Genomic DNA, 11828 nt, shown 5'->3' with positions numbered 1-11828 from the left:
CGGTCCAGACGGCTTCTCACCGAGGTCGGGCCGGTGGAGGTGCGGGTGCCCCGGGACCGGGACGGCAGCTTCGCCCCCCGGACCGTGCGTCCCCGCGGCGGGGTGAACCCGGACCGAGCGCGGAGCCGGAGGCCGACAGACCGTCAACCCCGGCCGGAGCTTTCAGCGCTGGCCGGGGTGCGGTTCGAGCGGTGGTGCCGGATCGGGGTCGGGCGCCGGGAACGGCGGCACGGGCGGGGGCGCCGGATCGGGGTCCTCGCCCGGTCGGGGCGCGGGGTTGGGGTGGGGGATCGGTTCGGTGTCCGGATCAGGGGGCGTCGGAATGGTCATGGCGGGACCTCACGGACCTCGTCGAGGGGTACCGGGCGCTCAGCGTCCCAGCGCGTCGGCCAGCTGGTGCTTGTTCATCTTCGAACGGCCCTTGATGTTGCGGTGCTTGGCCTCGTTGTACAGCTGGTCGTAGGTCGGGCCCTGGGCACCCCGGTGGGAACGCTGCCCGCCGCGCCTGCTCGACGACATGTCGTGCGTCGAGGTGCGGCTCGCGGTCTTCGACTCGCCGTGCCGGGCGCGTTCCTTGTTGACCGTACGGGCGGCGATCTCCTTGGCCCGCTTCTCGCTCTCACCCCGGTCGAGCGCGCTGTCCTTGATGTGCTCGTACTGGCGCTCGCGCTTGGGGCTGGATCCTCGGGGCATGACCGCCCTCCTCTCGTGTCGCAGTCCTGTCGCCACCGCGTGTACCCGGAGGAAATACAAGAAACCCACTCAAAACATGAATTCGAGGTCGCAGGTAGGGTAGAACACGGATGCGGTCGGATGGACGAACGGCCGCTCGGCACCCCCGACGCGGGGTGCGACCGGGGCCCCAGCCGACGGCACGGGTCCTGGGGAAGAAGCCTCGACGCGCCGGCGCGAGTCCGCCGGGCGTCACCAGGCGTTCACCCCGTCACCTGGAGAGACCAGTGTCCACCTCCCTGGAAACACCTCGTACCGGCGAACGGACCACCACCGTGCCGTCGGGCACGCCGTTCGACCTGCCACCGAGGCCCACCGAGGCCGAACTGCGCTCGATGGGCAAGACCGAAGCGCGCGAACTCAGTGACGCGCTGTTCGAGCGCCTGGGCGGACTCGCCCAGGAGACCCACGCCTACAGCTACGTGCGCGGCACGATCATCGAACTCAACATGCCGCTCGTCCGGTTCATCGCGGCCCGCTTCCGGCACCGCGCGGAGGACATGGACGACATCCTCCAGGTCGGTACGATCGGCCTGATCAAGGCCGTCGACGGGTTCGACCCGGCGCGCGGCGTCGAGTTCGTCACCTACGCCATCCCCACCATCGCCGGGGAGATCAAGCGGTTCTTCCGCGACACCTCCTGGCCGGTGCGGGTGCCGCGCAGCATGCAGGAGCTGTACCTGACCGTCGCCCGCGGCTCGGACCGGCTGGAGCAGGAGCTCGGCCGGCTCCCGCAGCCCGAGGAGATCGCCGAGGACCTCCACCTGAGCGTGGCGGAGGCCACCGAGGGCCTGGTGGCGGGCCGGGTGTACCGCCCCAGCTCGCTGGACGCCCTGCGCGAGCAGAACACCGACGAGACCGGCAGCGCCCTCCTGGACCGGCTCGGCTGCTGCGATCCCGGCATCGAGCTCGCCGACTTCCGCACCGCCGTGCGCCCCCTGCTGGCCAGGCTGCCGGAGCGCGAGCAGAAGGTGCTCAAGCTGCGGTTCTGGGACGGCTGCACCCAGTCCGAGATCGCCGAGCGGATCGGCGTCTCCCAGATGCACGTCTCCCGGCTGCTGAGCGCCACGCTGAGCCTGCTGCGCGAGCAGCTGGAGAACGAGGACGCGCCGGGATGGGCCGACGAACCGGAGGAGGCGGGCTGACCTTCCTCCCGGGCGGGCGTTTCCGGTCCCCCGCAGCGGTTACCCGCGCTGCGGGGGACCGTCGTGTCACGGCGGGGCCGAGGGGCCGGGGCGCGGAGCCGTCGGCGCCGAGACATCGGGACGTCGAGGCCTCGGGGCGCCGAGTCGTCTGGGCGCCGAGTCGTCGGGGCCGTCGAGGGCGGAGGCGAGGCGGAGAAGAAGTCGTACGGAGAGCACCAGCAGCGAGAAGGAGGAGCACTGTGTCCCCGAAGGTTTCCGACCACATCCTGGAACGACTGCGTGCCTGGGACGTCCGCTACGTCTTCGGCTACCCCGGTGACGGCATCAACGGGCTGGTGGCCGCCTGGGGCCGCGCCGACAACAACCCCGTCTTCGTCCAGGCCCGGCACGAGGAGATGGCGGCCTTCGAGGCGGTCGGCTACGCCAAGTTCTCCGGCCGCACCGCGGTGTGCGCCGCGACCTCCGGCCCGGGTGCGATCCACCTGCTCAACGGCCTCTACGACGCCAAGCTCGACCACGTCCCCGTGGTGGCGATCGTCGGGCAGACCAACCGCAGCGCCATGGGCGGCTCCTACCAGCAGGAGGTCGACCTGCTGAGCCTCTTCAAGGACGTCGCCGCCGAGTACTGCCAGATGGTGACCGTCCCCGAACAGCTGCCCAACGTGCTCGACCGGGCGCTGCGCACCGCCACCGCCCGCCGCACCGTGACCGCCGTGATCGTGCCCGCCGACGTCCAGGAGCTGGACTACAGCCCGCCCGAGCACGCCTTCAAGATGGTGCCCTCCAGCCTCGGCAGCCCCCGCTGGACGGTCGTCCCCGAGGACGGCGAACTGCGCCGGGCCGCCGACGTGCTCAACTCCGGACGCAAGGTCGCGATGCTGATCGGCCAGGGTGCCCGGCACGCCCGCGAGCAGGTCCAGCAGACCGCCGAACTGCTCGGCGCCGGCGTCGCCAAGGCGCTGCTCGGCAAGGACGCCCTGCCGGACACGCTGCCGTACGTCACCGGGGCGATCGGCCTGCTCGGCACCCGCCCCTCCTACGAGCTGATGCGCGACTGCGACACCCTGCTCACCATCGGCTCCAGCTTCCCGTACACCCAGTTCCTGCCCGAGTTCGGCCAGGCCAGGGCCGTGCAGATCGACCTCGACCCGTTCATGGTGGGGCTGCGCTACCCGTACGAGGTCAACCTCGTCGGTGACGCCGCGCGCACCCTGGACGCGCTGCTGCCGCTGCTGGCCCGCAAGGAGGACCGCGACTGGCAGCGCACCGTGTGCGACAACACCGAGCGCTGGTGGGACGTGATGGAGCGGCGGGCCCGGGTCGGCGCGGACCCGATCAACCCCGAGTACGCGATCCACACCCTCGACCACCTGCTGCCCGACGACGCGATGGTCACCGCCGACTCCGGCTCCGCCGCCAACTGGTACGCCCGGCACCTGCGCTTCCGCGCCGGGATGCGCGGCTCGCTCTCCGGCACCCTGGCCACCATGGGCCCCGGCGTCCCCTACGCGATCGGCGCCAAGTTCGCCCACCCGGACCGGCCGGCGATCGCCCTGGTCGGCGACGGCGCGATGCAGATGAACGGCCTCGCCGAGCTGATCACCATCGCCAAGTACTGGCAGCACTGGGACGACCCCCGGCTGGTGGTCGCGGTGCTCAACAACCGGGACCTCAACCAGGTGACCTGGGAGCTGCGGGCCATGGAGGGGTCACCCAGCTTCCTGCCCTCCCAGGAGCTGCCGGACGTCGACTACGCCGGCTTCGCCCGCAGCCTCGGCCTCGGCGCCGAACGGGCGGACGCCCCGGAGGACGTCCAGGACGGCTGGCAGCGCGCCCTCGCCGCCGACCGCCCGTTCGTCCTCGAACTGCGCACCGACCCGGCCGTGCCGCCGATCCCCCCGCACGCCACCTGGGACCAGATCCAGGCCGCCGCGACGTCCGTGCTGCGCGGGGACGCCGACCGCGCGGCGATGGTCCGCCAGGGCTTCAAGGCCAAGCTCCAGGAGTTCCTGCCGTCGTTCGGGGGCCGGCATGGGCGCCACTGACCAGGCCCGGCGGGGCGCCGGGCTCGCGGTGCGCAACATCCGCACCGGCCGCTTCCAGCGCTCCCTGGCCATGGCCACCGGCATCGGCTCGGTGATCACCGCCGCCGAGATCTACCTGGAGCACGACCGGGCCGGATTCGGCAACCGCATGATGTGGTGGCCGGTCGTGCTCGGACCGGTCGGCGCGGCGGCCGGGATCGCCGGGGCGCTCAGCCCCAGGGCCGCCCGCACCCTGCTGCCGGTCGCCTCCGCCGCCATCACCGCCAACGGCCTCCAGGGCACCTGGCTGCACGTGCGCGGCGTCGCCCAGAAGCCCGGCGGCTGGGCGATGGCCCGCTACAACGTCGAGATGGGGCCGCCGCTGTTCGCGCCGCTGCTGATGAGCATGGTCGGAGGGATGGGCCTGGTCGCCGCCGTACTGCGCCGGGAGTCGCGTGATGCCTGAGCCGCGCTTCCCCGGCTACGACGCGCTCAGCCAGTCCCGGCACTGGGACCGCGAGACGGTGGCCGCCGTCGTGGCCCGCACCGGCCCGCTCCCGCCGCTGCGCTTCTTCACCCCCGCCGAGGAGGCCACCGCCCGTGCCCTGCTCGACCTGCTGCTCGACCACCCCGACGTCCCGCTGCTGCCGATGATCGACGCCCGTCTCGCCGAGCTGGAGACCGACGGCTGGCACTACGCCGACATGCCGCCCGACGACGAGGCCTGGCGGCGCAGCCTGCGCGCCCTGGACGAGGGCGCGGACGGCCCCTTCGCCGCGCTCTCCGAGGTCCAGCAGCGGGCCCTGGTCGGGCGGGTCCAGGAACTCCGCGGCGAGCGCTGGCACGGACTGCCCGCCCAGCACGTCTGGAGCCTGTGGACCCGCTACGCCTGCACCGCCTACTACTCCCACCCCACCGCCTGGAGCGAGATCGGCTTCGGCGGCCCGGCCCACCCGCGCGGCTACCTGCGCCTGGGCGTCGACCAGCGCGAGCCCTGGGAGGTCGCCGACGCCCACTCGAAGCCGCCCCGGCCGCCCGACGACCGGCCGCCCGCTCCCGTGCCGCCCGCCACCGACCCCGGCCGGCACTCCCGGCTGCGCGCCGCCGCCGGGACCGTACGGGCCAACGCCGCCGCCCAGCGCGAGGTGCGCCGCTCCAACGCCTCCGCGTGGCTGCTGCCCGAGCACGGGCACGGCTTCGACCACACCCTGCGGCGCGACATGCGGCGCTACGCCGACTCCGACGAGGTCGACCTGCTGATCGTGGGCTGCGGGGCCGGCGGCGCCACGCTGGCGCAGCGGATGGCCCGCCGGGGCTGGAGCGTCGTCGTGCTGGAGGCCGGCCCGTTCTGGGACCCGCTCACCGACTGGGTCAGCGACGAGGCCGCCTCCCACCACCTGTACTGGACCGAGCCGCGGCTCATCTCCGGCTCCGACCCGGTGCCGCTCGGCTCCAACAACTCCGGCCGCGGCGTGGGCGGCTCGATGGTCCACTTCGCCGGCTACGCACCCCGCCTGCACCCCTCGGACTTCCGCACCCACACCCTCGACGGCGTCGGCGCCGACTGGCCGATCGACTACGAGGACCTGCGCGAGTCCTACCGCCGCGTGGAGTACGAGCTCCCCGTCGCCGGCCAGTACTGGCCCTGGGGCGACCCGCACCCCTACCCGCACCCGCCGCACCCCGTCGGCGGCAACGGCGAGATCTTCCTGCGCGGCGCCGCCGCCCTCGGCATCGAGGCCCGGGTCGGCCCGGTCGCCATCGCCAACGGCCGCTTCGGCCGCCGCCCGCACTGCATCTACCGCGGCTTCTGCCTCCAGGGCTGCAAGGTCAACGCCAAGGCGTCCCCGCTGATCACCCACGTCCCGGACGCCCTCGTGCACGGCGCCGAGATCCGCGCCGACTGCATGGCCGCGGCCGTCGAACTCGACCACGACGGGCTCGCCCGTGGCGTCCGCTACTTCCACCACGGCCGCGAGCACCTCCAGCGGGCCCGCACCGTCGCCGTCGCCGGGTACGCCATCGAGACCCCGCGGCTGCTGCTCAACTCCGTGTCCACACGCTTCCCGGAGGGCCTGTGCAACGACCACGACCTCGTCGGCCGCTACGTCATGGTGCAGGGCGCCCCGCAGACCTCCGGCCGCTTCGAGGAGGAGGTCCGCGCCTACAAGGCCCCGCCGCCCGAGGTCTCCACCGAGCAGTACTACGAGACCGACCCGACCAAGCCCTACAAGCGCGGCTTCACCATCCAGAACACCTCGCCGCTGCCGATCACCTGGGCGGAGCACGTCGTCGCCCAGGGACACTGGGGCGCCGACCTGCGCGCCTACCTCTCCGACTACGTGCACTGGGCCACCCTCGGTGCCGTCGCCGAGCTGCTGCCCCAACCCGACAACCGGGTCACCCTCGCCGCCGAGACCGACCGGAACGGCCTCCCGGTGGCCGAGTTCTCCTACTCCCAGTGCGACAACGACCGGCAGGTGATCGCCGCCGCCCGCGGGGTGATGGAATCCATCCTGCGGGCCGCCGGCGCGAGCGAGGTCATCACCATCGACCGCTACGCCCACCTGGTCGGCGGCTGCCGGATGGCCGACCACCCGCTGGCCGGCGTGGTGGACCACCGGCTGCGCACCTTCGCCGTACCCAACCTGCTGATCACCGACGGCAGCGTGCTGCCCACCCAGGGCAGCGCCAACCCGGCGCTGACCATCATGGCCCTGGTCGACCGCGCCGCCGGCCTGCTGGCGGCGGGCGAACGCTCCGGACTGCGGGCGCCGTCCTCGTGAACCGGGCCGACCGCAGCCGCGCACGCGTCCGGCCCCACCAGGGGCCGATTGGAAGGAGGAGTCCATGACCACGACCCCGGCGGCACTGTTCGACGTCGACGGCACTCTGCTCGACACCGCCTACTTCCACGCCCTCGCCTGGTGGGAGGCGCTCCGGCAGTACGACCGGACCGTCCCCACCTCCCGGGTCCACCGGGCCGTCGGCATGGGCTCCGACCAGCTCCTGGACCACCTGCTCGGCAGCGAGCGCGACCACGGCGACGACGAGGCGATCACCGCCGCCCACGACGCCCTGTACGCCCGGTTCTGGCCGCAGATCCAGCCGCTGCCGGGCGCCGCCGACCTACTGCGCGCCTGTGCCGACCGGGGCTGGCGGGTCATCCTGGCCAGCTCCGCGTCCGAACGGGAACTCGTGGTGCTGCGCCGGGCGCTCGACGCGGACGACGCGATCACCGCGGCCACCTCCGCCGACGACGTGAGCGCCACCAAGCCCGCCCCCGACCTGGTCCGCGCCGCCCTGGCCCGGGCGGACGCCGAGCCCGAGCACGCCGTGTTCATCGGCGACACCGTCTGGGACGTCACGGCGGCCGGCCGGGCGCGGGTGCCCTGCATCGCGGTGGAGACCGGCGGCTCCGACGCGCGGGAGCTGCTCGCCGCGGGCGCCGCGGAGGTCCACCGCGACACCGCCGAACTGCTGGCCGACCTGGACCGGAGCCTGCTCGGGCGGCCCGCCCGCTGACACCGGGCGCGCTGCCGCCCGGGGCCGCCGGTGGCACAGTGGGAGCAGGACGGCACCCGCCGTCCTCCCCCCCCGACCGGGGGGCGTCCCTCCCGGACGCGCCCCGGCGGTTCCCTTCGGGAAGGCCGACCGGCTGGACGCGAGATGACCGAACCGAGCCAGTCACCGGACCCCACGGCGCAGGCCCTGGCCGCGACCGTCCGCCGGCTGCAGGACGAGGTCCGCCACGTCCAGGCCGGGGCCCGCGGCCGCTCGGTGGTCGACCTGGCCACCGGGATCCTCGCCGAGCGCCTCGGCCTGCTGCCCGTCGAGGCGGCGGTCCACCTCGCCCGCCTGGCACGGGACGCCGGCGTCCCGGTGCCCTCGCTGGCCGCCGACATCGCCGGACTGCCGGCCCCCGTACCCGTCCCCGGCCACCCCGGTGCGCCCGGGGACGCCGCCGACACCGTGCCGTCCGCGCTCGCCGCCGTCCCGGACCTGCAGCGCGCCGCCGAAGCCGTGCTGGAGCAGCTGGGCGCCGCACTCGGCGCCCACGCCGTCGTCGTCTGGCGGCGCCTGCCCGGCGGCGTCCTCGCCCTCGCGGCGCACGCCGGGCTCCCCGCCGCCGAGGTCGCCCCGTGGGCCCGCGTCCCGCCCGGCGTCCCGACGCCCGCGCAGCGCTCCGTCGCCGAGGGAGCGGAGCTCTGGCCGGGCGAGCCGGGGAGCGAGGGCCCGTCGGTGGACCCCGGCTCGGCACGGGCGGTGCTGCCCACGGTCGACGGCGGCCGCCGCCGGGGCGCACTGGAGGTGCTCTGGCAGGCGCCCGCCCCGGCCCTCGGCGGGGCGCAGCGCCGCCAGCTGCGGGCGCTCGCCGAGCTGTGCGCGACCCTGCTGCGCGAGGACGAGCCCGCCTCGCCTCCCGAGGACCCACCGGACTTCCTGGAGGGGCTCGCCACGCCGGCCCTGCTGCTGCAGCCCGTCCTGGTGGAGGGGCGGGTCGTGGACTTCACGATCGTCCGCGTCAACGCGCGGTTCCGCGATCCGCTGGGCCGGCCCCGGCGCCGACTGGAGGGGGTCCGGCTGCTGGAGGCCTACCCCGTCGCCTCCGCCACCGGCCTGTTCGAGCGGCTGGTGCGGGTCCACGAGACCGGCGAGCCGCTGCCCGCGCAGCACCTGCGGCTCGTCTTCCACCGCGGCGGGCTGACCGTCCCTGACACCGTCCTGCTCGCGGTCGCGCCGCTCCACGGCGGGTTGCTGGTCGAGTGGCAGCAGGGGCGCGACCGGGAGGACGGGCAGGCCGACCCCGTCGAGCGGAGCGGCCTGCTGGACCAGGCCCAGCGGCTGGCCCGGGTCGCCGGGTTCGTGGAGGGCCCCGGCGGCAGCCGGGTCCAGTGGAGCGAGGGCCTGCGCGAGCTCTTCGGCCTTCCGCCGGACGCCGACCCGGTCCCCCTCGGCCGGCTCACCCGGCACGTCCACCCCGACGACGCCCCGGCGGTGCGCCGACTGCTGGACCGGGTGGTCCGCCGCCACCGCACCGCCTCGGCGGTCTTCCGGCTCGCCCAGCCCGACGGCACCCACCGCTACACCCGGGTGATCGCCGAGCCCGTGCTCGACGACGAGGGCCGGACCACCGCGGTCCGCGGCGCCTACCAGGACGTCTCCGCCCAGCACTCGACCGAGGTCGCCCTCGGCGCCACTCGGGCCCGCCTCGCCGACTCCGAGCACCAGGCGGCCGAGCGCGAGCAGCTGGCCCTGCGGCTGCAGCAGGCCATCCTGCCCGCCGCGCCGCCGGCGCTCGCCACCGCCGGCCTCCAGGTGGCCGTGCGCTACCGCCCCGCGGCCCAGCGCGACCGGGTGGGCGGCGACTGGTACGACGTGCTGCCGCTGCCCGACAAGCGGGTCCTGCTGGCCGTCGGCGACGTGGCCGGCCACGGCGTCGAGGCGGCCACCGGGATGGTCGCCCTGCGGCACGCGCTGCGCGGCCTGGCCGTCACCGGGGCGGGGCCGGGGCGGCTGCTGGAGTGGGCGAACACGGTGGCACTGGGTGAACCCGCCCAGGTCACCGCCACCGCCGTGTGCGCGCTGTTCGACCCGGCGGGCGGCCGACTGCGCTGGGCCCGGGCCGGCCACCTCCCGCCGGTCCTGCTCGGGCCGGGCAGCGCCGAACTGCTGCCGCTGCCGCACGGCGTCCTGCTCGGCGCCCTGGAGGACGTCCGGTACGAGGAGCACGGGCTGCAGCTGGTGCCCGGGGACGTCCTGCTGCTGTACACCGACGGCCTGGTCGAGCGCCGGGACCGCCCGGTCGAGGAGTCCGTCGACCAGCTGATCCGCGCCGCCGGGGCACCCGGCCGGGACCTGGAGGGCTACCTCGACCGGTTGCTCGCCCTCAGTTCCGCCGACACCGGAGACGACACCTGTCTGATCGCCGTGCAGGTCGAGTAGCCGGCCGGAGCGCCCGGACGGCGCAAGCCCGCGGAAGCGCCTGCGGCTGCGGCCGCCCGGCCCGGGCCCCGCCGCCCGCCGCAGCCATCGCCCACCGGCCCGGGCCACCGCCGCGTGCCGCCGCCCCCGCCGGTCACCCGGACGGAGCAGCCCGCGCCCGGCGTGAATCCCCGCCGTCGGGGTAGCCGTGGGATCGCCCCGAATCCGCCGGCCGAGGAGGAGGACGCGATGGACCACCGCGTCGACGAACCCGATCCGCCCCGGCCGCCGCGCCCGCGGGTGGACGAATGGCCGCACGACGAGACCTCGGGGCAGCTGCCGCCGGACCGTACCCAGGCCATCCTGGAGGCGGCGAAGCGCATCGCCTCGCTGCTCAAGGCCAAGGACCACCCGTTCGCGCTGGCGGGCGGGGTGGCCGCCTACGCGCACGGAGCGGTGGTGCGCCTCCAGCACGACGCCGACTTCTGCATCCGCCGCGAGGACGTCGACGCCGTGACCCGTACCCTGCGGGAGGCCGGGCTGCAGGTATTCCTCCCGCCGGAGGACTGGCTGATCAAGGCCCGCTGCCTGGGCCAGGACATCGACCTGATCCTCGAACTCGCCAAACGCCCGGTCACCTCCGAACTGCTGGACCGCGCCGAGGTGCTGCCGGTCGACTCGGTGCACATGCCGGTGCTCTCCGCCACCGACCTGGTCAGCAGCCTGCTCGCGGCCTTCTCCGAGCACCACTGCGACTTCGGGGCGGTGCTGTCGGTGGTGCGCCCGCTGCGGGAGAAGGTCGACTGGCGGCGGGTGCGCGCCGAGCGCGGGGAGGCGCCGATGGCGGCCGCCTTCCTCTTCCTCCTGGAACGGCTCCAGGTGATCGAACCCGAGGAGGCCGCGCCATGAGAGGCGCCGACGACACCGAGTACCGGCTCGCCCACCTGCGCGACCGGCTGGCCGACGACGAGGTCGGCGAACTCGGCCTGCGGATCGAACTGCACGGCTCCCACGTCACCGTCTCCGGCACCGTACCGAACGAGGGGCGCCGCGCAGCCGTCCAGCGCATCGTCGCCGAGGCCCTGGCGGGGCTCACGGTGTACACCGACATCGCCCTGGCCGACGGCCGGCCGCCGGTGGGCGCGGAGGACCTGCCGTGATCCGGGTGGCCGCCGTGGGGGACATCCACCTGGGCCCGGACAGCCGCGGAGCGCTCAGGCCCGCCTTCGCCACCGTGGCGGACCTGGCAGACGTGCTGCTGCTGGCCGGCGACCTGACCCGGCACGGCACGCCCGAGGAGGCGGCGGTGGTGGGGGAGGAGGTCGCCGGCCTGCCCGTGCCGGTGGTCGCCGTCCTCGGCAACCACGACTACGACGCGGGCCGGGCGGACGAGGTCACCCGGATCCTCGAGTCCCACGGCGTGCGGGTGCTGGAACGCAGCTCGACCGTCGTCCGGGTGGACGGTCGGCTCGTCGGCGTGGCCGGCACGAAGGGGTTCGGCGGCGGGTTCGCCGGCCGAAGCGGCGGTGAATTCGGCGAACCCGAGATGAAGGCCTTCATCCGGTACTCCCGGCACTGCGCGGACGGGCTGCGCGAGGCGCTGGACGGACTCACCGCCGCCGGCTGCGACCTGCGGATCGCGCTGACCCACTTCGCCCCGGTGCCGGACACCCTGGCCGGTGAGCCGCCGGAGATCTACCCGTTCCTGGGCAGCTACCTGCTCGCCGAGGCCATCGACGAGGCCGGGGCGGACCTGGCGGTGCACGGGCACGCCCACCTCGGCACCGAGCGAGGCCTCACCGCCTGCGGTGTCCGGGTGCGCAACGTCGCCCAGCCGGTCATCGGGCGGGCCTTCGCGGTCTACCACCTGCACGGCGCCGAACCGGGCGGCCGACCCGGCCGAGCCGCCTGATTCGAAAATCCCCTGTCCCTTGTCCGTAGCCGCTGGTCAGGCAGCTCCTTCTGTTTGGAGGGTCACTTGGTAGCCGAGTTGGTTGAGCTG

The 11828-nt window shown here is 74.8% G+C and carries 10 protein-coding genes and 1 pseudogene; 10 read left to right on the top strand and 1 reads right to left on the bottom strand.

Annotated features, from left to right (window positions below):
- Positions 1–96, top strand: a pseudogene (locus ABT247_RS33670) (transposase); the annotation flags it as partial.
- A gap of 273 nt (positions 97–369) precedes the next feature.
- On the opposite strand, the gene ABT247_RS26315 reads toward ABT247_RS33670, so the two are convergent.
- Positions 370–693: a plasmid stabilization protein gene (locus tag ABT247_RS26315; RefSeq protein ID WP_350746775.1), complete on the bottom strand. Its 324-nt coding sequence runs from the start codon at positions 691–693 to the stop codon at positions 370–372.
- Positions 694–959: 266 nt separating this feature from the next.
- Here ABT247_RS26315 and ABT247_RS26310 point away from each other — a divergent pair, with 266 nt between their 5' ends.
- From ABT247_RS26310 to ABT247_RS26270, 9 genes are all read left to right on the top strand, one after another.
- Positions 960–1877, top strand: a complete 918-nt coding sequence (locus tag ABT247_RS26310) for a SigB/SigF/SigG family RNA polymerase sigma factor (RefSeq protein WP_350746773.1) — start codon at positions 960–962, stop codon at positions 1875–1877.
- 239 nt (positions 1878–2116) lie between these two features.
- A complete protein-coding gene (locus tag ABT247_RS26305; RefSeq protein WP_350746770.1) occupies positions 2117–3922 on the top strand; it encodes a thiamine pyrophosphate-requiring protein in 1806 nt (601 codons plus the stop codon).
- A complete protein-coding gene (locus ABT247_RS26300) occupies positions 3909–4367 on the top strand; it encodes a hypothetical protein (RefSeq protein WP_350746768.1) in 459 nt (152 codons plus the stop codon). Before ABT247_RS26305 ends, ABT247_RS26300 begins: the two co-directional genes overlap by 14 nt.
- On the top strand, positions 4360–6687 hold the full coding sequence (locus tag ABT247_RS26295; RefSeq protein ID WP_350746765.1) for a GMC family oxidoreductase: 2328 nt from the start codon (positions 4360–4362) through the stop codon (positions 6685–6687). The genes ABT247_RS26300 and ABT247_RS26295 overlap by 8 nt, the downstream gene beginning before the upstream one ends.
- 64 nt (positions 6688–6751) lie before the next feature.
- Positions 6752–7426: an HAD family hydrolase gene (locus ABT247_RS26290; protein ID WP_350746762.1), complete on the top strand. Its 675-nt coding sequence runs from the start codon at positions 6752–6754 to the stop codon at positions 7424–7426.
- A gap of 144 nt (positions 7427–7570) precedes the next feature.
- Complete coding sequence (locus ABT247_RS26285) at positions 7571–9847, top strand: SpoIIE family protein phosphatase (protein WP_350746759.1); 2277 nt, start codon at positions 7571–7573, stop codon at positions 9845–9847.
- 228 nt (positions 9848–10075) lie between these two features.
- The gene (locus ABT247_RS26280) at positions 10076–10735 is read left to right on the top strand and encodes a nucleotidyltransferase family protein (RefSeq protein ID WP_350746756.1); all 660 of its coding nucleotides are present in this window, start codon (positions 10076–10078) and stop codon (positions 10733–10735) included.
- Positions 10732–10986 (top strand): hypothetical protein, encoded by a 255-nt coding sequence (locus tag ABT247_RS26275; protein ID WP_350746753.1) that lies wholly within the window; start codon positions 10732–10734, stop codon positions 10984–10986. The genes ABT247_RS26280 and ABT247_RS26275 overlap by 4 nt, the downstream gene beginning before the upstream one ends.
- Positions 10983–11738, top strand: coding sequence for a metallophosphoesterase family protein (locus ABT247_RS26270; RefSeq protein WP_350746750.1), 756 nt, complete (start codon positions 10983–10985; stop codon positions 11736–11738). The genes ABT247_RS26275 and ABT247_RS26270 overlap by 4 nt, the downstream gene beginning before the upstream one ends.
- Positions 11739–11828 lie beyond the last annotated feature (90 nt).

The sequence above is a fragment of the Kitasatospora sp. NPDC001539 genome (assembly GCF_040298565.1).
In the GTDB taxonomy this organism is placed as follows: domain Bacteria; phylum Actinomycetota; class Actinomycetes; order Streptomycetales; family Streptomycetaceae; genus Kitasatospora.
Note: the sequence above shows the minus strand (reverse complement) of the source record. Positions and strands in the feature narration are given on the sequence as shown.

Bases quoted from the DNA above. Each gene is read 5' to 3' on its own strand.
- ABT247_RS26315 (WP_350746775.1), bottom strand. From the start codon at position 693: ATGCCCCGAGGATCCAGCCCCAAGCGCGAGCGCCAGTACGAGCACATC.
- ABT247_RS26300 (WP_350746768.1), top strand. From the start codon at position 3,909: ATGGGCGCCACTGACCAGGCCCGGCGGGGCGCCGGGCTCGCGGTGCGC.
- ABT247_RS26295 (WP_350746765.1), top strand. From the start codon at position 4,360: ATGCCTGAGCCGCGCTTCCCCGGCTACGACGCGCTCAGCCAGTCCCGG.
- ABT247_RS26290 (WP_350746762.1), top strand. From the start codon at position 6,752: ATGACCACGACCCCGGCGGCACTGTTCGACGTCGACGGCACTCTGCTC.
- ABT247_RS26285 (WP_350746759.1), top strand. From the start codon at position 7,571: ATGACCGAACCGAGCCAGTCACCGGACCCCACGGCGCAGGCCCTGGCC.
- ABT247_RS26280 (WP_350746756.1), top strand. From the start codon at position 10,076: ATGGACCACCGCGTCGACGAACCCGATCCGCCCCGGCCGCCGCGCCCG.
- ABT247_RS26275 (WP_350746753.1), top strand. From the start codon at position 10,732: ATGAGAGGCGCCGACGACACCGAGTACCGGCTCGCCCACCTGCGCGAC.